The following is a 20,127-nucleotide window of genomic DNA, read 5'->3' as shown; positions in this document are numbered from 1 at the left end:
GGCGCGGCGTCGCGGGGTCGTCGCGGGCGGTCGCGGTCACGGCACGAGGACGTCGCGGGCCGGGCACGGGGCCTTCACGTGCCGCCGTTACGGTGGGACGCGTGACCGACGTTGCCCTGCTCACCCTGACCGACCCGCTCCGCCGGCTCGCCGCCGCGTCGACGCCCGACCCCAGCCCGAGCGGCGGCATCGTCGGCCAGACGGGCGAGAAGCTGTTCGACTTCTGGGAGTGGTTCACCGGCTGGCCGCTCCAGGTGATCATCGTCCTGGTCGTGGGCGTGGTCGCCCTCGCCGTCGTGCGGCGCGTCATCGCGCACGTGACCGACCGGATCGCCAAGGGCTACCACCGCGCGTACGTCGAGGCCACCGAGGAGGACGAGCCGACGACGACGGGGCGCAAGGCCCGCAAGGTCCTCGTCGAGGACACGCTGGGCCTGGCCACCCCCGAGGTGAAGCAGCGGCGGGCGCGGCGCGCCCGGACCGTGGGCTCGGTGCTCACGTCGGCCGCGACGATCATCATCATCACCGCGATGGCGCTGTTCGTCCTCGGCGCCGTGGGTGCGGGGAACGTCGTCGCCGGGCTGCTGGGCACGGCCGGCGTCGTCGGCGTCGCCGTCGGCTTCGGCGCCCAGTCGCTCGTGCGCGACTTCCTCTCGGGCCTGTTCATCCTGCTGGAGGACCAGTACGGCGTGGGCGACGTCGTCGACCTGGGTGCCGGCGCCATCGGCACCGTCGAGAAGGTGGACCTGCGCCTGACGCACGTCCGCAGCTTCGACGGGACCCTGTGGCACGTGCGCAACGGCGAGATCCTGCGCGCCGGCAACCGCACGCAGCAGTGGGCGCGGGCCGTCGCCGAGGTGCGCGTGCCCGTCGGCTCGGACGTCGACGTGGTGCGGGCGGCGCTCGGCCGCGCCGTCGACGTCGTGCAGAGCGACGAGGTGCTCGGCGCCGACCTGCTCGAGACGCCGGCCGTGCGCGGCGTCGACGCCATCACCGAGGGCGCGTACGCGTTCACGATGCACGCCAAGGTGCGTCCCGGGCGGGACGGCGACGTCATGCGCGCGCTGCTCGTGGCCGCGTACGCGCAGCTGCGCGCGGCGGGGATCATCGTCACAGGCGCCGCGTCGTCGGCGTGACCGCACGGTCCGGGACGTGCGAGGCGCCGGCGACCCGTGGGGTCGCCGGCGTCTCGCCGTGTCGGGGAGGTGGTGTCGGGGAGGTGCTAGGCGCGCAGCGTGTCCATCTCCGCCGCGAGGTCGTCGGCCTCCGGGCCGACGATCACCTGGATGACCCGGCCGGAGCGCACGACGCCGAAGGCGCCGGACTGCTTGAGCCGCGGCTCGTCGACCAGTGCGGGATCTGTGACCTGCACGCGCAGCCGCGTGATGCACGGCTCGAGCTCCACGATGTTCGTGGTGCCGCCGAGCGCCGCGAGGATCTGGTCAGCCTTCGTCATTCCTGGTCTCCGTCCCTTGCGCCTTTGCAGGTCCCTGCCCAGCCTAGCCCCACGAAAGCGATGGTGAGCACGTGCGCGGCGCCCTGCGGCGGTCTGGCACGATGAACGCGTGATTCCTGGCTCGTTCTATGACGCCGTCGGCGGCCACGCCACCTTCGTGGCGCTGGTGGACCGGTTCTACGCGGGGGTGGCGGACGACGACGTGCTCCGCGCGATGTACCCCGAGGAGGACCTCGGCCCCGCCAAGGAGCGCCTCACGCTGTTCCTCGAGCAGTACTGGGGCGGCCCGACGACGTACTCCCAGGAGCGCGGCCACCCCCGGCTGCGCATGCGGCACGCGCCCTTCAAGGTGAACCCCGACGCCCGCGACCGGTGGCTGGCGCACATGCGCGACGCCGTCGACTCGCTCGGGCTGGCGCCGCTGCACGAGGCACAGCTGTGGGACTACCTGGAGCGGGCCGCCCACTCCATGATCAACACCTTCGAGGAGTGACCGTGACCTCCCTGCACCTGGTGAAGCCCGCCGACGAGACCCCCTCCGCCCTCGAGCGGCTCCTCGCCGTGCTCGACCTGCACGAGGTCGAGGGCTGGGGCCCGCGCGGCGAGGACGACCTGTGGCGCGGCGGCACCATGCCCGCCCTCGGCAACCGCGTCTACGGCGGCCAGGTGCTCGCGCAGGCGATCGTCGCGTGCGGCCGGACCGTCGACCCCGCCCGGGCACCGCACTCGATGCACGCCTACTTCCTGCGCGAGGGCGCCCTGGACGTGCCGATCGACTTCGCCGTCGAGCGGCTGCGCGACGGCAACTCGTTCAGCGCCCGGCGTACGCACGCGATCCAGCACGGCAAGCCGATCCTGACGCTCACGGTCTCCTTCCAGGAGGACCAGCCGGGCTACGACTACCAGCGCTCGGCGCCGGACGACGTGCCCGCGCCCGAGGACGTGCGCAGCGCGTTCGACGAGCTCGGGCCCATCGACCACCCGGCCGCGCGCTGGTGGTCGCACGACTCCGCGTTCGAGCTCGCGCACGTGGGCGGCTCGCTCTTCCTGGGTCCGGACACGACACGGTCGGACCGGCAGATGGTGTGGGTGCGGGCGCGCCACGCGGTCGGCTCGGACGACCCGCTGCTGCACCGCGCGCTCCTCGCGTACGCGTGCGACCAGGTGATGCTCGAGCCGGTGCTGCGCCGGGCGGGCAAGACGTGGCTCGACGTCGGCGCGGGCGTGCCCATGGCCAGCCTCGACCACGCCATGTGGTGGCACCGCGACGCCCGGGTGGACGACTGGCTGCTGTTCGTCCAGGAGGCACCGACGGCGCAGGGTGGTCGCGCGCTCGGGTTCGCGCGCGTCTACACGCGCGACGGGGTGCTGGTGGCGTCGATCGCCCAGGAGGGCATGATCCGGCTGCCCGCCTGACTACCTGACCCGCTGACCCGCTGACCCGCCTGCGAGTCCCCGGGGCCGGGTCACCATGGCCCCATGTCCCGTCTGCGCCGCGTCTCCGCCTCGGAGCCGGGGTTCGGGCGGCGTCGCGCGGGCCGCGGCTGGACGTACCTCGACGTCGGCGGCGCCCCGCTGCGCGACGAGGACGCGCTGGCACGCTGCCGCCGGCTGGCGATCCCCCCGGCGTGGCGGGACGTGTGGATCTGCCCATACCCGAACGGCCACCTCCAGGCGTTCGGGCGCGACGAGGCCGGACGCGGCCAGTACCTGTACCACGAGGACTGGACCGCGCGGCGCCGGCGCCGCAAGCACGACCACGTGCTCGAGGTCGGCGTGCGGCTGCCCGGCGCCCGGCGCCGCGTCACCCGAGCGCTCGCCGAACCCGGGATGGGGTCCGAGAAGGTGCTGGCCCTCGCGTTCCGCCTGCTCGACCTCGCGTACTTCCGCGCGGGCGGCGAGGTCTACGCCGCCAAGCACCAGAGCTACGGCCTGGCGACCATCCGCAAGGAGCACGCGGTGGTGAGCCGGGACGGGACCGTCCGGTTCCGGTATCCCGCCAAGAGCGGGCAGGTGCGCGACGTCGTGGTGGACGACCCGGTGGTCGCCGGGCTCGTCGCGGTGCTCAAGCGGCGCCGCGGCGGCACCGACCTGCTCGCGTGGCGCGACGGCGACGGCGCGTGGCACGACGTGACCAGCGCCGACGTGCAGACGGCCGTCAAGGAGCAGCTCGGACCCGACGCGACGCCCAAGGACTTCCGCACCTGGCACGCGACGGTGCTCGCGGCGAGGGCGCTCGCGGACGCCGGACCCGCACCGCGCTCGGCCCGCGCGCGCCGGCACGGCGTCGCCGAGGTGGTGCGCGACGTCGCCGAGGACCTGGGCAACACCCCGGCCGTGGCGCGGGCGTCCTACATCGACCCCCGCCTGGTGGACCTGTGGGCGCACGGCGAGACGATCGGGCCGACCCGCACGCACGCGGCCGCCGAGCGTGCCGTGCTGCGGCTGCTCGGCCCGTGACGCGCGTCAGCGACGGAACGTCGCCGGGGGCTCCTCGAACTCGTGCCAGGCGGCCCGCTCCACGTCGGTGACGCGGCGGGGCCGCCCCGTGGCGGCATCGACGACGACGATCCACGTGGCCGCCCGGACGTACGGCTCGCCGCCCGACGCCGGGCCGGTGCGCGGGTAGCCGCCCGGGGTGCCGTCGTGCACCTCGTAGCAGACCTGGAGCGAGGCGCCGCCGATGGAGCCCAGCCACAGCTCGACGCGCATCGGCGTGCGCGTGAAGCCCAGCGGGCGCAGGTACTCGATCTGCTGGCTCGCCACGAACGTGTGGCTCGAGGCGTGCGGGCCGGTCTCGAGGATGGCGGTCGGCCAGTCCTCCCCCACCTCGTCGGGGTCGTGCCGCCAGAACGCCGTGATCCGGGCCTCCTCCAGGAGCCGGAACATCTCGACGTTGTTGACGTGCTGGTACGCGTCGAGGTCGGACCAGCGGGTCGCGACGGGCACGTGGAGTCGGGTCACGCACGCAGGCTAACGCGACCTCCCGGTGGTGGAGCCCGTCGGCACCGGGCACGGCGTCGGCGGAGTGCTCTCGACGGGCTCAACCACCCGGGGCTCGGACGGCCGGCGGGCGGGCTCGCCCGGCAGGTGGCCTCAGCCGGCGGGGACCTGCGGGCCGAGCGCGGCCAGGGCGGCGTCGAGCGCCGCGTGCCCCGCGGCGTCGTCGGCGCCGAGCTGACGCAGGACGACGGCGAACGCGTCGGCCGCGGCGGCGAGCGCCGCGTCGTCGGGCCTGCGGCGGCCCGGGCCGAGCACGCGCGTGCCGCGGCGGCCCTGCGTCTCGACCAGGCCGTCGCGGGCGAGCTCGTCGTAGACGCGGGCCACCGTGCCGCGCGCGAGGCCGAGGTCCGTGGCGAGGTCGCGGATGGTCGGCAGCGGTGTGCCGGGCGCGAGGGTGCCCGCGACGACGAGGCGCTCGATCTGCCCGCGCAGCTGCTCGAAGACCGGGACCGGGGAGGCCGGGTCGACGTGGACGATCACGCGATCGGCACCGTCCCGGCGAGCGGTGCCGGGTCGGACCAGGCGAAGCGCCGGGGCGGGCGCGGGGACGCCTTGACGAGGAACACGACGGCCGTGACGAGCGTGCCGAGGCTGAGCACCGCCGCCGGCACGTCGGGGAGCCAGCCCAGGCTTCCCAGCGCGGAGACGGCCCAGGTGGCGGCGAGCGTGCCGGCGGTGAGCTCGAGCCAGGCGACCGTCCGCGCGGCGAACGCCCGCAGGTTGCCGTCCACCACGAGCGCGCGGTCCAAGAGCGCGGGCCGCCGCCGGTGGGCCACGGACGCGCGCGTCGCCGCGCACACAAGCACGAGCACCACGACGAGCAGCGCCGTGAACAGGGTGACGGTGCCGTGCCCGGTGGCCGCCGTCGCGGCGCCGACGACCACCGAGGCCCCGGCGAGCACGCGAGCGGCGACCACCTGGCGGCGGCCCGGGAGCTCCGGGCGGGGCGCGAGCGAGGCGCTCGCGCTCGCGCCGGCGCGCGGGAGCGTCAGCCGGTACGTCTCGGCTGACAGCGCACCGACCAGCACGCCGGCGACGCCGCAGAACAGGACGTCGGCCAGCGGGCCGTGCGTGGCGATGCCGAAGGTCACCTGCCCGCCCCAGGCGATCCCGGCGACGACGGCGAAGGCGATGCCGATCCAGCCTCCAGCCCGGCGGTGCGCCCGCACGCGGCGCAGGGAGCGCGCGTAGACGTCGACCTCGTCCGTGGGGACCAGCCACGTCCCGGCGAGCCATGCGGCGTCGCGCCGAGGCTCGGTGGGACGCCGCGGCACGGCGACGACGAGGCCCACGAGCGCGGCGATGATCAGCAGCGTCAGGGCGAGCCTGGGCAGGGCGGCGAACACGTGGTGTCTCCCTTCGTCCGACTCTCGACCAGCGAGGTTTTGTCATAGTAGATTGGGCCAAACCAGATCGACAAGATCCCTCTCCCGGAGGAACCGTGTCCGACCCGTCGCTCGCGACGCTCGTCCCGACCAGCACGACACGGCGCAACGTCGTGCTGGTGGTCGCGGCGCTGCTCGCCCTCGTGCTCGCGGCCGCCTCGCCCCTGGTCCTGCGGCCCCGCATGTTCGACGACGGGTGGGGCGGGATGACGGGCGCGGCGGAGGACCGCACCCTCACGATCGTCTACCAGGCGGTCCCCCGCGTGTGGCCCGGCGCGACGATCGCCGAGGTGGTCGCACCACCGGGGACCCACGTCCTCGGGGCCTGGGCGGCCGAGACCGCGGACGTGACAGCGGCACTCGTGGGACAGGGTCCGCCCGCGGCGCGTGCGGCCGTCTGGCAGGACGCCATGGACGGCTCGTTCCCGGCCGCGCTCCGGGCGCCCGCCAACGCGCTGCCCCGCCAGGTCCGCGGGGGCACCGACCTCACGCTCGCCGTCGTCTACCGGATCGACGACTGCACGCAGGCGACGGCCCCGCAGGCCCCGGAGGACGACGAGCCCGTCGACCTGCCGTTCCTGCGGTGGCGCACGGTCCTGGGCACGACCACGACCACGAACGTGCCACGCGACGGCGGCCCCACGGGATCCATCGCCGTCGACGCGCTCCGGGAGCTCGGCGTCTGCCCCTGACCCGGCGCTGCGTCCGGCGACGCCGCGACCCTCAGGACGCCGCGATCACCGCCGCCGTGCGCGCCCGGGCGAGCGCGGCCATCTCCTCCGCCACGGGCACCCGGACGAGCGCGTCCGCGACCCGTGCCACCGACTCGCGCAGCCGCTTGCGCGCGCGTGCCGCCCGGCGCCGGGCGCCGATGCCGGCGCACAGCCGGGACACGAGCGCGAGCAGCACCCCCAGCACGACGCCGGCCGCCACGAGCACGGTCCCCCAGGGCACGTCGACGCCGTCGCCCGTCGCGCCCCAGGACTCACCGCCCACGGTGAGCACCGGCGTCGGCAGCTCGGGGAGCTGGAAGTACGAGAAGAGGAACGCGAGACCCAGCCACAGCAGGCCCGCCACGGCCGTGGCGAGCACGAGCCACTGGAGCACGCCCACCAGCCGCCACCACAGCGGCCGCCGACCCGCCTCGAGCCGCGTGCCGGCCACGGCCTGGTCGAGCGCGTCGGGCAGGCGGTCGAGGCCCTCCTGCGCGCGGTGCCGCGCGGAGAGCACCCACGGGTCGGGCGTCCCCACGGTCATCTGGTCCACGTAGGCGCGCACCGCGCTGGAGGCCGTCGCGCGCACGCCTGGGCGGGCCGCCGGCAGGGACGTGACGGCGAGGTCGGGACGGTCCTCGGGGATGCGCAGCGCGTCCGGCCGCAGGCCGATGCGGCGCAGCGGGTCGGGACGCAGTCGCCCGATCCAGCGCGTCAGCGGCCAGCCGGTGGCCTGCCGTGCGTCCTTGACCGCCGACCTGCGCACCGCCTCGGCGACGACGGGCACGCCCGCGGCGTCCTCGAGCGCGCCCCGCAGCGCCGTGCGGGCCTTGTCCCCCGCCCGCTCCGACGGGGTCCGGCCGCAGGCCGCGACGAGGCGCTCCGCGACGGCCCGCTCGTCGAGCGCGAGCCGCGTCGTCGACGCCTCGCGGCGCTGCGCCGCCTCGGCGAGCAGCCCGCGCAGCGCGTCGATGCCCTCGCCCGTCTTCGCCGAGACCGACAGCACGCGGGCGCCCGTGAGCCCGTCGGCCGCGACGAGCCGCTCGAGGTCCGCCCGCATCGCCTCGGCGTCCGCGGGCGCCAGCCGGTCCACCTGGTTGAGCACGACGACGACGACGTCCGAGCGCCCCGCGAGCGGCCGCAGGTACCGCTCGTGCAGGGCCGCGTCGGCGTACTTCTGCGGGTCCACGACCCACACGAGCAGGTCGGCGCGCTCCACGAGCCGCTCGGCGCGCACGCGGTGCTCGACGACGACCGAGTCGTGGTCCGGCAGGTCGAGCAGCACGAGCCCCGTCGTGATCCCGACGGGCGTGCGCGTGCGGCGGAACAGCCCGGCGATCCCCTTCGCGGGCGTCGCGACGGACTCCTCGGGCACCGGGCCGGTGGGCAGCTCGTGCCGCGTGGGCACGTCGAGCCAGTCGAGGAGCGGGTCCGCCCCGTGGCCCCAGATCGCGGCCAGGGCGTGCGACGTCGTGGGGCGGCGGACGCCCGGCGTCGCGAGGTCCGCGCCGGCGACCGCGTTGAACACGCTCGACTTGCCGGAGCCGGTCGCCCCGGCGAGCGCCACCACGGTGTGCTCGGCCGACAGGCCGCCGCGCTCGCGGGCGCGCAGGATGACGCGGTGCGCGTCGTCGAGCAGGGCGCCGTCGAGGCGTCCCGTCGCCTCGCGCGTCGCCGTCTCCAGGGCGGCGGTGCGCCCTGCCAGGTCGATGCGGCTCACGAGTCGTCGCCCCTGCGGCCGAACACGCGGCTCCACCAGCCCGGACGTTTCTCCTCGTCCTCCGCCGGCTCGTCCCGCTCACCGCGCTCCGCGGGCACCGGGAAGGACTCCGGGCGGTCCGGCGCGCGCAGCGTCCCCGCGCCGCGCAGCAGGCGCCCGGTCCACGGCCGGGTGCCGCCGTCGTCGGGCTCGGCGCGCGTCGCGCGCTCGTTGCGGGCCGCGCCCTCGACGCGTCGGGCGGCGTCGCGCAGGGCGGCTCCCCCGGCGTCGGCGGTGCCGAGGGCGTCGAGCTGCGCGGTGTAGCGCGCGGCCTGCCCGCTCATCACCGCGGACACGCGCGCCGCCAGGCGCTGCTTGGCCTGCGCGGCCAGGCGGCGCACGGCGTCGTCGCCGAACACCGCCTCGAGCAGCTTCTGCCCGACGACGGCGGTGCCGCCCGCGATGCCGATCTCGGCGCCCGTGAGCCCCGCCGTCGAGGCGAAGACGATGACCATGAGGCTGACGCCCAGCGCGTTGACCCCCAGCGACAGGGCGCGCGCGGCGCCGCGCTTGGAGGCACCCTGCTCGCGCACCAGGGCGAGCACGTCGCCCTGCCACCCGCGCACCTGCTCGCCGATCTCGGCGCGCAGGCCGCCGCTGGTCCGCGACAGGTCGAGGCCCTCCAGCAGCGCGGCCCCGGCCGCGTCGCCGCGCCACGCCTCGAACGTGCGCTCGGCGGCGGCCTCGGCCGAGTCGAGGATGACCGACTCCAGGCCGCTCGCGATCGCCTGCTCGACCTGCGGCGCCTGCGCCGGCCGGCCCCGGAAGAACCCGCCGATCGCGTCGCGCACCCGCCCGACGCCCTTCTGCACCGACCGGAAGAACTCGCTGGTCCCCACGAAGTCCTGCCAGCGGGCCAGCACCTCCCCGCGCAGGATCGCCCCGTCCGACGTCGCCGACTCGACCGCGCGGACGGCGTCGTCGTGGTACCGCACGGCGGCCTCGCGCAGGCGCCGGTCGGCGACCTCCTGCGCGTCGGCGGCGTCGGCGAGGTGCACGGCGCGGCGCACCAGGTCGTCGACGACGCCGTCGCGCGTCGCCGTGATGACCCGGCGGCGCGCCTCGGGGTCGCCGCCCAGGCCGGACAGCCACGTGGACACCTCGGCGACGGCGGGCTCCGGCAGGAGGCCCTCGTCGAGCGCGCCCGGTCCGGCGGGCGCCGCCTCGGGGATGACGAAGATGGGTGCGTCGCCCAGGCCGTGCTCGGCCGTCATGCGGCGCAGGTCGTCGGCCACCGCCTCCGCGCCCGGGTCGACCCGGTCCAGCACGAGCGCGACCTGCGCCCGGCGGGCCGCGGCGGTCTGCAGCAGCGCCCACGGGACGGCGTCGGCGTAGCGTGCGGCCGTCGTGACGAACAGCCACAGGTCTGCGGCGCCGAGCAGCTCGCCGGCCAGCTCCCGGTTGGCCGTCTCGACCGAGTCGACGTCAGGGGCGTCCAGCAGCGCGAGGCCCTGCGGGATCGCCTCCGAGGCGACCAGGCGCAGCGTGCGCGTCGGCGGCGGACGGTCGCCGTCCGTGCCGCCCCACGCGCTCGACGTCGTCACGTCGACGCCCGTCTGGACGCGCGCGAGCCCGGGCAGCACCCGGTCGGTGGTGAACCAGCGCCCGTCGAGCGGGTGGTGCACCAGCACGGGGGCCCGCGTCGTCGGGCGCAGCACGCCCGGGGCCGTCACGTGCTCGCCGAGGATCGAGTTCACGAGCGTCGACTTGCCCGCCCCCGTGGACCCGCCGACGACGACGAGCAGCGGCGCCCGCTCCGCCCGCAGGCGGGGCAGCAGGTAGTCGTCGAGCTGGTCGACGGCGTGGGCCAGGTCGCCGCGCGCGACCGCCGCGCCCGGCGTCGCCAGCGGCAGCCGCAGCGCGGCGAGCCTCGCGCGGAGCGCGTCGAGCGCGTCGACCAGCGCGGCGGACTCGCGGTTCGGCGTGAGCGCCTCGTCCCGCTCCTGGTCGCTCGCGCGGTCCGGCGCCTGGTCCGGCGCCGCGCCGTCGGCGGGCGGCTGAGGGACGTCGTCGGGCGCGGTCATGCCCCCATCCTCACCCGCGGCCCGCGCCCGCGCAGGTCAGCGGTCCCCCGATGACCGCCGCCGCCCCGATGAGTGACGCCCTGTCCCGTCGTCCACATCGAGGCCTCCCGTTCGTCAGAGGGGTGAGCGCACGACGACGGAGGGAACCGACATGACGACCGACGAGGGCGCGTCCGCCGAGGCGACCGCAGCACCCCCCGCACCGCCCGACGGCCCCCCGACGCCGACCGCGGCCGACCGTCGGCGCGCCACCGCGGCCCTCGCCGCGCTCTCGCTGTCGACGTTCTGCTTCCTGACGATCGAGCTGCTGCCCGGTGGCCTGATGACGGTCATCGCGCCCGCCCTGGGCACGTCGGTCGGGCGGATCGGGCTGCTCGTGAGCGGGTACGCCGCCGTCGTGGTCATCGCGTCCGTGCCGCTGGCGCAGGCCGTGCGGCGGCTGCCGCGCCGCCAGGTGCTCGTCGCGACGCTCGCGCTCGTCGTGCTCGCGAACGTCGCCTCGGCGCTCGCCACGGGCTTCGCCACGCTCTTCGCGGCGCGCCTCGTGGCCGCGCTGGGGCACTCGGTGTTCTGGGCGGTCGTCTTCCCGTCGGCGACGGCGCTGTTCGACCAGGCGGAGCGCGGGCGCGTCGTCGCCCGGGTCTCCTTCGGCACCGCGCTCGGCCCGATCGTCGGGCTGCCGGTGGCCCTGTGGGTGGCGCAGCACGTGGGCTGGCGGGTGGCGTTCGTGGTCGTCGCCGTGCTGTGCGCGTCGGTCGCCGTGGCCATCTGGGCACTGCTGCCCGCGCGGCCCCCGCACGCCGCCGAGGCCGACCGCGGGACGCAGCCGAACCGCGCCGCGTTCGCGGCCCTGCTCGTGGTGACGTTCCTCGTCGTCGCGGGCGCGATCTCGACGTTCACCTACACGACCGCCTACCTGCTCGAGGTGACGGGCCTCGACCGGGACGTGCTCAGCCCCGTCCTGGTCGTCGTCGGCCTCGGCGGGCTCGCCGGGATGGCCCTCGCAGGGCGGGCGGTCGACGACCACCCGCTCGCGGCGCAGGCCGGCTGGCTCGTCGTCCTGGGCGGCGGCCTCGTGGCGCTCGCGGTCGGGGGCACACATGCGGTCGTCGCCGTGGGCGCCGTCGCCGTGCTCGGGATCGCGTTCCCGGCCGTCAACGTGACCGTGCAGTACCTGACGATGCGCTTCGCGCCGGGCGGGACGGACGTCGCCTCGGCGGCGTCGAGCGCCACGTTCAACCTCGGCACGGCCGCGGGGACGTTCGCGGCCGGGCTGCTCGTGGACCGCGCGGGGACGGGCGCGCTCCCCTGGCCCGCTGCGGCGCTCGTGGCGCTGGCGGTGGCGGGGACTCTCGTGCTGGCGCGGCTGCAGCGTCGCCGGCCCGCGTGACGGCGGACCCCCACGAAGGCCGCAGGCACGCCGACGCCGGCCGGGCAGGAACCGTGGTTCCTGCTCGGCCGGCGTCGTCAGGCGGCGGCGTCGCGCGTCAGTCGCGCGTCAGTCGCGCGTCAGTCGCGCGTCAGCTTGCGGTACGTGACGCGGTGCGGGCGGGCGGCGTCCGCGCCCAGGCGCGCGACCTTGTTCTCCTCGTAGGCGGCGAAGTTGCCCTCGAACCAGTACCAGCTCGACGGGTTCTCCTCCGTGCCCTCGTAGGCGAGGATGTGCGTCGCGACCCGGTCGAGGAACCACCGGTCGTGCGAGACGACGACGGCGCAGCCGGGGAACTCCAGCAGGGCGTTCTCCAGCGAGCCGAGGGTCTCGACGTCGAGGTCGTTGGTGGGCTCGTCGAGCAGCAGCAGGTTGCCGCCCTGCTTGAGCGTGAGCGCCAGGTTGAGGCGGTTGCGCTCACCGCCCGAGAGCACCCCGGCGGGCTTCTGCTGGTCCGGGCCCTTGAACCCGAACGACGCGACGTAGGCGCGCGACGGGATCTCGACGTTGCCGACCTTCATGTAGTCGAGCCCGTCGGACACGACCTCGAAGAGCGTCTTCTTGGGGTCGAGGCCGCCGCGCGACTGGTCGACGTAGGAGATCGACACGGTCTCGCCGACCTTGAGGTCGCCGGCGTCGAGCGGCTCGAGGCCCACGATCGTCTTGAACAGCGTGGACTTGCCGACGCCGTTCGGGCCGATGACGCCGACGATGCCGTTGCGCGGCAGCGTGAACGACAGCCCGTCGATGAGGACGCGCTCGCCGAAGCCCTTCTTGAGGTTGGTGGCCTCCAGGACCGTGGAGCCCAGGCGCGGGCCCGCGGGGATCTGGATCTCCTCGAAGTCGAGCTTCCGCGTCCGCTCCGCCTCGGCAGCCATCTCCTCGTAGCGGGCCAGACGCGCCTTCGACTTGGCCTGGCGGCCCTTGGCGTTCGAGCGCACCCAGTCGAGCTCGTCCTTGAGGCGCTTGGCGAGCTTGGCGTCCTTCTTGCCCTGGACCTGCAGACGCTCCTGCTTCTTCTCCAGGTACGTCGAGTAGTTGCCCTCGTACGGGTAGAGGCGGCCGCGGTCGACCTCGCAGATCCACTCCGCGACGTGGTCGAGGAAGTAGCGGTCGTGCGTGACGGCCAGGACGGCGCCCGGGTAGGTGGCCAGGTGCTGCTCGAGCCACAGCACCGACTCGGCGTCGAGGTGGTTGGTGGGCTCGTCGAGCAGCAGCAGGTCGGGCTTCTCGAGCAGCAGCTTGCACAGCGCGACACGGCGGCGCTCACCGCCGGAGAGCACGGACACGTCGGCGTCGGCCGGCGGGCAGCGCAGCGCGTCCATCGCCTGCTCGAGCTGGGAGTCGAGCTCCCACGCGTCGGCGTGGTCGATGGCCTCCTGCAGCTCGCCCATCTCGGCGAGCAGCGCGTCGAAGTCGGCGTCGGGCTCCGCCATGAGGCCCGAGATCTCGTTGAAGCGGTCGACCTTGGCCTTGATGCCGGCCACGGCCTCCTCGATGTTGCCGAGGACGGTCTTCTCCTCGTTCAGCGGCGGCTCCTGCTGCAGGATGCCGACCGTGAACCCGGGCGACAGGCGCGCCTCGCCGTTCGACGGCGTGTCGAGGCCCGCCATGATCTTGAGGATCGTCGACTTGCCGGCGCCGTTCGGGCCGACGACGCCGATCTTCGCGCCAGGCAGGAAGTTCAGCGACACGTCATCGAGGATGACCTTGTCGCCGTGCGCCTTGCGCGCCTTGTACATGGTGTAGATGAACTCAGCCACTGGCTCGTTTCCACCGTTTCGATCGCGGGTGCTGCACAGATGCAGAGTGCTGGGAGGCCGGCAGGGGCGGCCAACCGCCCAGCCTACTGCCCCCGCCCTCGGGCGGGCCGTCCGTCGGCCTCCGGCGCCCCATCGAGCGGCCGGCCCGCCGGCGCACCACCCCCCTCCCCCCCCGCGAGCGGTTCCCGGTCGCGCTCGCGGCGCAGCCGGGCGGCACCCCGACGACCGTCGTCGCGCAGGGTGCCGCCGCGGAGCGCTCTCAGACCCCGACCAGCGCCCGCGCCTCCGGGACGTCCTCCCCGGCCCCGCCGACCGTCTCCTCGTCCGTGGTTCCGTCGGCCGTCTCGTCCGTGGGCTCGCCCCACGGCGCCGCGGCATCGCCGCGCGTCTCCCACCGCTCACCGCCCGCCGCCTCGCCGGCCGAGCGCGTGACGGCGTCCGGCGCGCCGGACGGCACCGCGCCGGTGTGCACCGTCCGCGTGTAGCGCACGACGCCACGCGACAGGTCGACGGCGACCACCGCGCTCTCGATGACGTGGGAGGTGCGCGGCTCGCGCACCTCGACCGCCTCGCCGGCGGGCCCCTTCTCCTGCTTGCGCACCTCGTACTCCTCGACCGCGAGGCGCCCGGTCACGACGACCGGCGTGCCCTTGCGGACCGAGTCGACCAGGTTCAGCGCGCGGTCGCCGAAGGCGCGCACGGTGAACCACATCGTCGGCCCGTCGCCCCACTCGCCGCTGCGCGGGTCGCGGACGCGCCGCGTGGACGCGACGCGGATCGAGGTCCACCGGGTGCCGCTCTCGGCGGTGTACAGCGTGGGGTCCTGGCCCACGTGGCCGACCACCGTGACGTTGACGTCGCTCATCGAAGTCCTCCTGGCTCGCGGGCCGGCCTCGCGCCGACCGCTCGCAGCGAGGATCAGCGGCGCGCGACCCCCGCCGCAGCCTGCGGGACGGCCCCTGTGGACGACGCCGCAGCCGACGCGCCTGGGGGCAGGCTCCCGCCCTCGGACCCCGCCCCGGCGACGGGCAGGTCCCGCGCGGACTGGGCGAGCGTGCGCACCCGCTTGTGCTCCGCGAGCAGCTTCTGCGTCGGCAGGCCGAGCCCGTCCGCGAGCACCTTCTCCAGCGCCGCGCGACCCTCGCGCGCCACCCCCGCGGCGCGCCGCGCCGCCAGCCGGCGCCGCGCGACCACCACGGACGCCCCGACGGCCAGCGCCGCCACGAGCAGCGCCCCGGCGAGGACCCACAGCAGCCATGGCCACGGCGCGGGCAGGTCCGGCGTCCCGCCGAGCGCGAAGCCCGCGAACGTCGCCACGGCCGCGGCCGCGATCCCGAGCGCCCACGCCAGGCGTCGCGTCGCACGCGCCCGCCGCGGCCCGGCCACGTCGAGCCTGACCTTCCGCACCGCCTCGGCGACCGCGGTGCGCAGCACGTCGGCGCTCGCCGTCGTCTCCGCCAGCGACCGCTGCCAGCCCGACGGCAGCGGCGCCCCCGCCCGCGTCAGCCAGCGCGCCCGCGACAGCGTCACCGCGTCACGGTCCGGCGGCGGGAACTCCGGCATGCCGTACCCGTTGCGCACCGCCGCGCCCACCTGGCCCGCGACGGCGTCGAGCCCCGTCGCGTCCACGAGCGCGGGCAGCTCGCGCGCCACCGCGTGCTCCAGGTCCCACGGCACCTCGGCCGGCACCTGCGACAGCAGGAGCCGCGCGGCCGCGTCGAGCTCGCCCGCCGCACGCCCCGCCGCGACCGTCTGCCGCTCGCACACCTCCGACAGCAGCTCGTGCACCTGCGCCACGCCCTCGCCCGTGCGCGCCGACACCGCGATCACGGGCACGCCGCGCAGGCCGTCGTCCTCGAGCAGCCGGTCCAGGTCCGCGCGCAGCTCGTCGCGCCGCGCCGGCGGCACCGTGTCGATCTGGTTGAGCAGCACCAGCATGGACGCCTCCATGCCCACCGACTCGCGCAGGTAGCCCGAGTGCAGCGCGTCGTCCGCGTACTTCTGCGGGTCCACCACCCAGATCAGCAGGTCCACCAGCGGCAGGATCCGGTCCACCACCTCGCGGTGCTTCGGCTCGATCGAGTCGTGGTCCGGCAGGTCCAGCAGCACCAGCCCGTCCAGGGCGTCGTCCATCTCCAGCTCGCCCGCCTGCACGATGCGGCGCTCGCGGTCGACGCCGATCCAGTCGAGCAGCGCCTCCGCGCCGTCGTCCCACGAGCAGGCGGTCACGCGCGCCGTCGTCGGGCGCTTGATGCCGACGTCGGCGAACGTGAGCCGGGAGATCTTGTTGAACAGCGACGACTTGCCCGAGCCGGTGCCGCCCGCGAGCGCGACGACGGTGTGGTCGACGCCGAGCGCGAGGCGCTCGCGGACGCCGTCGACGGCCTGCTGCACGCGGGCGGCGGTGGGCGCGTCGAGGCGCTCGCCGGCGACGGCGAGCGCCTGGGCGAGGTCGTCGGTGCGGGCCCGCAGGGTGGTGTCGTCGGTCACGTCAGCCTCTTCAGCTCAGAGAGCCGCACGCGCAGCCCGGAGGCGGCGTCGTCGGCGAGGTTCGGGGTGTCCAGCGCGGTCAGGACGGCGTCGAGCTCGGCGCCGACGACGGCGGCCGCGCGGTCGGCGAGGTCGTCGCGCAGCGCTGTGACGGCGTCGGCGTGCGCGTCGCCCAGCGTCCGGCCGAGCAGCCGCGCGGCGTCGTCGGACCCGGCGGCGGCCGCGAGCAGCAGGGTGCCCAGGCCGTGCGGGCCGAACGCCTTGACGGCGGCGGTGACGCGGTCGCCGTCGCCGAGCAGGGCGACGACGTCGGCGGCGCGCGCCGACCATGCCTCCACGGTGGCGGTGACCGCCTTCTCGCGTGCCGCGGTGCGCGCGGCGGCGTCGGGCAGCACGGCCGAGCCGCCGGCCGGTGCCCCGGGGGCGGTGAGCACGGCCCGCAGACGCTCCTCGACGCGGCCGCCGGCCGCGGTGAGGGTGCGCGCGGCGGCGGCCTCGACGTCGGCGCGCAGGCCCGTCAGGGCCTCCTCGCGACGACGCCCGGCACGCCTGGTGGAGCGCACGGTGTCGTTCTTGACCTTGACGCGGTCGACCTTCGCGCTGCCCGACAGCTCGCGCCAGCGCGCCTCGACGGAGGCACCGGCGACGACGCCCGCGGCGACGCCGTCGCGCGCGAGCTTCTCCGCGGCGGGACGCTCCTTCTCGACGACGGTGCGGATCGTGTGGGCGGCCTCGCCCTGCGCGTCGACGGCGTCGGCGAGCGACGTGACCCACTGCGGCAGGGCGCCGAGGGCGCCCTTGAGCGTGCGGACGATGACGGCCCGGGAGCGCTCGGGCCCGGCGAGCAGCGTGAGCCAGCGGCGCACGGGCTGCACGACCGACGGGTCCAGCAGGCCCTCGTGCGGGCCGACGTCGGGCACCACGAACAGGGGCACGTCGGTCATGCCGTGCTCGCGGAGGCGGAGCATGAGGTCGGCGCGGACCGTCTTCAGCGTCTCGGTGGGGACGCGGTTGAGCACCATCGCCACGGACGCGCCGCGCTCCGTGGCGCGGGACAGCGCCTGCCAGGGCAGGGCGTCGCCGTAGCGGGACGCCGTGGTGACGAACAGCCACAGGTCGGCCGCCTCGAGCATCTGCTGGGCGGTGGTGCGGTTGTCAGCCAGGAACGAGTCGAGGTCCGGCGCGTCCAGCAGGGCCGTGCCGCGCGGCACGCCGTCGTGGTAGACGACGCGGGACGCCTCGGTGGCCGGGCCCTCGTGCACGACCTCCTTGTCCAGCGGGTTGAAGGCCAGCACGGGCTCGCGCGTGGTGGGCCGCAGCACGCCCGCCTTCGACACCTCCTCGCCCAGCAGCGAGTTGTACAGCGTGGACTTCCCGGCGCCCGTCGACCCGGCGACGACGACGATCGCGGGGCTCGACAGCTCGCGCAGCCGGGGCAGCAGGTGCTCGTCCAGCTGGGCGACGAGCCGCCCGCGCGACGCCCCGGCCTCCCGGGCGCCGTCGATCGGCAGCGGAAGGCGCACGTCCTCGACGTCCCGGCGCAGGTCACGCGCCACGTCGTACACCGTCATGCCCAGCTCGTCCGCGACCGCGGGGTCGGGTCGGCCGGCGACAGGTCGGTCGGCACGCGGTCCGAGGTCAGAGGTCACGGCCCCATCCTTGCCGGTCGACGGTGCCCTGCAAAACGCGCGCGCCGCGGGCGGCACGGTTCGACACGGCACGGCCCGCACCCGGCGCGTGTCGCTCAGTGGCACGCCCCCGTCATCACGCTCGCGCCCGTCCCTCGTGAGGGTGCGGAGGTGACACCGATGGCAACACTGGTGGCGGAGGCCCAGACCTTCGCAGGACAGAAGTACAGCAACGGGTCGGTCCCGGCGGAGGTCCTCGCCGAGCTCGACCCCGTCGGCGGGCACGGCACGGACGGCCACGCCCACGCGTACCTCCGGCGCGACGCGGCGGAGGCCTGGAACAGCGCACGGCAGGACGTCCTGCGGCGCACCGACATCTCACTGACCGTCCGGGGCTGGAACCGGACGCTCGCGGAGCAGGAGCGGTTCTTCCTGCGCTCCTACGTCGCCCAGACGACCGGCGGGCACGACGCCCGCACGTGGCACGGGGTGCGCTACGTGCGCCGCCCGGGCCGCGAGTCGGTCGCCGTCCCCGGCACGTCCAACCACGGCTGGGGCCTCGCCGTCGACGTCATGGACTTCGGCAGGGCCGGGCAGTGGGACCTCCCCCGCCGCGTCACGGCCTTCCCGGTCCTGGCCGAGCACGGCTGGACGGACACGGAGGGGCGGCAGCCCCACGTGGACGAGCCCTGGCACCTGGTCTACGACCCCGCGCACGGCGGCCCGGCACCGGTGCCGGACGGTCGCGGCGGCGAGGAAGCCCACACCAGGGTGGAGATCGATCTCAAGAACGGACTGGTGGTCACCATGCACAAGCTGCGCTTCAACGGCGTCGCGAACGACAGGCCGGAGACCTTCGTACGCGACATCCACGTCGACAACCTGCAGGGCCTGCTCAACGGCACGCAGCGCTACCACCTGCCCGTCGACGGCGTCGGCGGTCCCGCGACCCGCGACGCGCTCGCCGACTGGCAGGTGTTCACCAACACGGGCGACGGGCAAGGGCACGCCGACCTCGTGGTGGGCAAGAGCGTGTGGAAGTCGCTCATGGAGTACTGAACGGGGCGCGCATGCGGGGCCGACGGCAGCGGGCGAGGGTGCCCCCGGCAGGACTCGAACCTGCAACCTACGGATTAGAAGGCCGGTGCTCTATCCATTGAGCTACGGAGGCGTCGCGCACATCGTAACGACCCGCGCCCGCAGGCTCGTCCTCGGCGCCTCCGGAAAACACCTCGCCTGACGTGCACCGGTGTTGCCAGACTCAGGGACGCACCGCGGTGACGATCCGCCGGCCCGGCCGGCGGTGGAGGGGACCTGGCCCGTCCCGCCAACTCCACGTCACGAAGGACTCCCACCACCATGACCACCGAGCTGACTCTCGACCGCGTCCAGGTCGACCGTCGTCAACGTGTCCGACAAACCCACGCCGAGCGTGAGGTCCGCCGTCTCGAGCGGCACCTGCGCAAGGCAGCCCGACGCCGCGAGCGTGCCTTCGACGCGCTGCGTCGCCGCACCCGCGAGGAGGAGCTGAGGCTCGCCGCCCAGCTCATGGTCCTCGGCTACGGACGGCAGCTGTGACCGTCACGCAGGGGCCCCGGCAGGCCCGCCCGACCGCACGGTCGGCGGGGCGCCGGGGCCCTTGCCGCGTCCGGCCACCTAGGCTGTCCCCGTGAGCGTTCCCACCCCCAACGACCGCATCGTGTGGATCGACTGCGAGATGACCGGCCTCGACACGCGCGCCGACGCGCTGATCGAGGTCGCCGCCGTCGTCACCGACTCCGAGCTGAACGTGCTGGGCGACGGCGTCGACGTGCTGATCGTCCCGCCGCCGGCAGCCCTGGAGGCCATGGGCGACTTCGTGCGCGACATGCACACGCGCTCGGGCCTGCTCGAGGAGCTGCCGGGCGGCACCACGATGGCCGACGCCGAGCAGCAGGTGCTCGCGTACATCAGGCAGTGGGTGCCCGACGCCGGCAAGGCGCCGCTGGCCGGCAACTCCGTGGGCACCGACAAGACGTTCCTCGACCGCGACATGCCTGAGCTGGTCGCCCACCTGCACTACCGGATCATCGACGTCAGCTCGGTCAAGGAGCTGTCGCGCCGCTGGTACCCGCGCGCCTACTTCAGCTCCCCCAAGAAGGACGGCGGGCACCGCGCGCTCGCCGACATCCTCGAGTCGATCGACGAGCTGCGCTACTACCGCGAGGCCGTGTTCGTGCCGCAGCCGGGCCCCGACACGGCGACCGCACGGGCCGTCGCGGCCCGCATCGCGGAGACGTCGGTCACGCGCAGGCCCGTCGAGCCGTAAAGCGTCCTGAGGCATCCCGAACCTCGGGTATGCTTTCCGTCGGCCCGATGCTCAGGCACCCGATGCTGAGGCACACGGCCATGGTGGCTATAGCTCAGTTGGCAGAGCGCCTGGTTGTGGTCCAGGAGGTCGCCGGTTCAAGCCCGGTTAGCCACCCCACCGCGAAGGC

General features: G+C 75.4%; 19 protein-coding genes and 2 tRNA genes. 10 read left to right on the top strand and 11 right to left on the bottom strand.

Features of this window, described 5'->3' with window-relative positions:
* The first annotated feature begins 101 nt into the window (after positions 1-101).
* Positions 102-1,136, top strand: a complete 1,035-nt coding sequence (locus ET471_RS10855; RefSeq protein ID WP_129188246.1) for a mechanosensitive ion channel family protein — start codon at positions 102-104, stop codon at positions 1,134-1,136.
* A gap of 86 nt (positions 1,137-1,222) precedes the next feature.
* On the opposite strand, the gene ET471_RS10850 is transcribed toward ET471_RS10855, so the two are convergent.
* Positions 1,223-1,456 (bottom strand): PTS sugar transporter subunit IIB, encoded by a 234-nt coding sequence (locus ET471_RS10850; protein ID WP_129188244.1) that lies wholly within the window; start codon positions 1,454-1,456, stop codon positions 1,223-1,225.
* A gap of 109 nt (positions 1,457-1,565) precedes the next feature.
* Between ET471_RS10850 and ET471_RS10845 the strand changes: the two genes are divergently transcribed.
* The 3 genes from ET471_RS10845 (at position 1,566) to ET471_RS10835 (ending at position 3,916) form a co-directional block, all read left to right on the top strand.
* On the top strand, positions 1,566-1,949 hold the full coding sequence (locus ET471_RS10845; RefSeq protein WP_129188242.1) for a globin: 384 nt from the start codon (positions 1,566-1,568) through the stop codon (positions 1,947-1,949).
* 2 nt (positions 1,950-1,951) lie between these two features.
* Entirely contained in the window at positions 1,952-2,872 is a 921-nt protein-coding gene (locus ET471_RS10840; protein WP_242496252.1) for an acyl-CoA thioesterase, read from the top strand.
* Positions 2,873-2,935: 63 nt separating this feature from the next.
* A complete protein-coding gene (locus tag ET471_RS10835; protein ID WP_129188240.1) occupies positions 2,936-3,916 on the top strand; it encodes a DNA topoisomerase IB in 981 nt (326 codons plus the stop codon).
* A 6-nt stretch (positions 3,917-3,922) separates the two neighbouring features.
* Here ET471_RS10835 and ET471_RS10830 read toward each other — a convergent pair whose 3' ends face one another.
* The 3 genes from ET471_RS10830 to ET471_RS10820 all read right to left on the bottom strand — a co-directional run bounded on the left by ET471_RS10830 (position 3,923) and on the right by ET471_RS10820 (position 5,805).
* A complete protein-coding gene (locus tag ET471_RS10830) occupies positions 3,923-4,420 on the bottom strand; it encodes an acyl-CoA thioesterase (RefSeq protein WP_129188238.1) in 498 nt (165 codons plus the stop codon).
* 132 nt (positions 4,421-4,552) lie between these two features.
* Positions 4,553-4,939, bottom strand: a complete 387-nt coding sequence (locus ET471_RS10825; RefSeq protein WP_129190908.1) for a GntR family transcriptional regulator — start codon at positions 4,937-4,939, stop codon at positions 4,553-4,555.
* A complete protein-coding gene (locus ET471_RS10820; RefSeq protein ID WP_129188236.1) occupies positions 4,936-5,805 on the bottom strand; it encodes a hypothetical protein in 870 nt (289 codons plus the stop codon). The genes ET471_RS10825 and ET471_RS10820 overlap by 4 nt, the downstream gene beginning before the upstream one ends.
* Before the next feature lie 95 nt (positions 5,806-5,900).
* Between ET471_RS10820 and ET471_RS10815 the strand changes: the two genes are divergently transcribed.
* On the top strand, positions 5,901-6,536 hold the full coding sequence (locus tag ET471_RS10815; RefSeq protein WP_129188235.1) for a hypothetical protein: 636 nt from the start codon (positions 5,901-5,903) through the stop codon (positions 6,534-6,536).
* Positions 6,537-6,567: 31 nt separating this feature from the next.
* Here the strand turns inward: ET471_RS10815 and ET471_RS10810 are convergent, their stop codons facing one another.
* Positions 6,568-8,277, bottom strand: a complete 1,710-nt coding sequence (locus tag ET471_RS10810) for a GTPase (RefSeq protein ID WP_129188234.1) — start codon at positions 8,275-8,277, stop codon at positions 6,568-6,570.
* The gene (locus ET471_RS10805; protein WP_129188232.1) at positions 8,274-10,340 is read right to left on the bottom strand and encodes a dynamin family protein; all 2,067 of its coding nucleotides are present in this window, start codon (positions 10,338-10,340) and stop codon (positions 8,274-8,276) included. The genes ET471_RS10810 and ET471_RS10805 overlap by 4 nt, the downstream gene beginning before the upstream one ends.
* Positions 10,341-10,491: 151 nt before the next feature.
* Here ET471_RS10805 and ET471_RS10800 point away from each other — a divergent pair, with 151 nt between their 5' ends.
* Entirely contained in the window at positions 10,492-11,730 is a 1,239-nt protein-coding gene (locus tag ET471_RS10800) for an MFS transporter (RefSeq protein ID WP_129188231.1), read from the top strand.
* 119 nt (positions 11,731-11,849) lie between these two features.
* Here ET471_RS10800 and ettA read toward each other — a convergent pair whose 3' ends face one another.
* The 4 genes from ettA to ET471_RS10780 form a co-directional block, all read right to left on the bottom strand.
* Positions 11,850-13,532, bottom strand: a complete 1,683-nt coding sequence (ettA, locus tag ET471_RS10795; RefSeq protein ID WP_129188230.1) for an energy-dependent translational throttle protein EttA — start codon at positions 13,530-13,532, stop codon at positions 11,850-11,852.
* 259 nt (positions 13,533-13,791) lie between these two features.
* Positions 13,792-14,397, bottom strand: a complete 606-nt coding sequence (ssb, locus tag ET471_RS10790; RefSeq protein ID WP_129188229.1) for a single-stranded DNA-binding protein — start codon at positions 14,395-14,397, stop codon at positions 13,792-13,794.
* A 53-nt stretch (positions 14,398-14,450) separates the two neighbouring features.
* Positions 14,451-16,022: a GTP-binding protein gene (locus ET471_RS10785; protein ID WP_129188228.1), complete on the bottom strand. Its 1,572-nt coding sequence runs from the start codon at positions 16,020-16,022 to the stop codon at positions 14,451-14,453.
* A complete protein-coding gene (locus ET471_RS10780; RefSeq protein WP_129188227.1) occupies positions 16,019-17,671 on the bottom strand; it encodes a GTPase in 1,653 nt (550 codons plus the stop codon). Before ET471_RS10780 ends, ET471_RS10785 begins: the two co-directional genes overlap by 4 nt.
* 159 nt (positions 17,672-17,830) lie before the next feature.
* Between ET471_RS10780 and ET471_RS10775 the strand changes: the two genes are divergently transcribed.
* Positions 17,831-18,709, top strand: coding sequence for a M15 family metallopeptidase (locus ET471_RS10775; RefSeq protein WP_129188226.1), 879 nt, complete (start codon positions 17,831-17,833; stop codon positions 18,707-18,709).
* Between the two features lie 39 nt (positions 18,710-18,748).
* Here the strand turns inward: ET471_RS10775 and ET471_RS10770 are convergent.
* Positions 18,749-18,821, bottom strand: a tRNA-Arg gene (locus ET471_RS10770).
* Between the two features lie 188 nt (positions 18,822-19,009).
* Between ET471_RS10770 and ET471_RS10765 the strand changes: the two genes are divergently transcribed.
* From ET471_RS10765 to ET471_RS10755, 3 genes are all read left to right on the top strand, one after another.
* Positions 19,010-19,228, top strand: a complete 219-nt coding sequence (locus tag ET471_RS10765) for a hypothetical protein (RefSeq protein WP_129188225.1) — start codon at positions 19,010-19,012, stop codon at positions 19,226-19,228.
* Between the two features lie 91 nt (positions 19,229-19,319).
* Entirely contained in the window at positions 19,320-19,958 is a 639-nt protein-coding gene (gene orn, locus ET471_RS10760) for an oligoribonuclease (protein WP_129188224.1), read from the top strand.
* A gap of 83 nt (positions 19,959-20,041) precedes the next feature.
* Positions 20,042-20,117: transfer RNA gene (locus tag ET471_RS10755), tRNA-His, on the top strand.
* Positions 20,118-20,127: the final 10 nt, after the last annotated feature.

This window comes from Xylanimonas protaetiae (assembly GCF_004135385.1).
In the GTDB taxonomy this organism is placed as follows: domain Bacteria; phylum Actinomycetota; class Actinomycetes; order Actinomycetales; family Cellulomonadaceae; genus Xylanimonas; species Xylanimonas protaetiae.
Note: the sequence above shows the minus strand (reverse complement) of the source record. Positions and strands in the feature narration are given on the sequence as shown.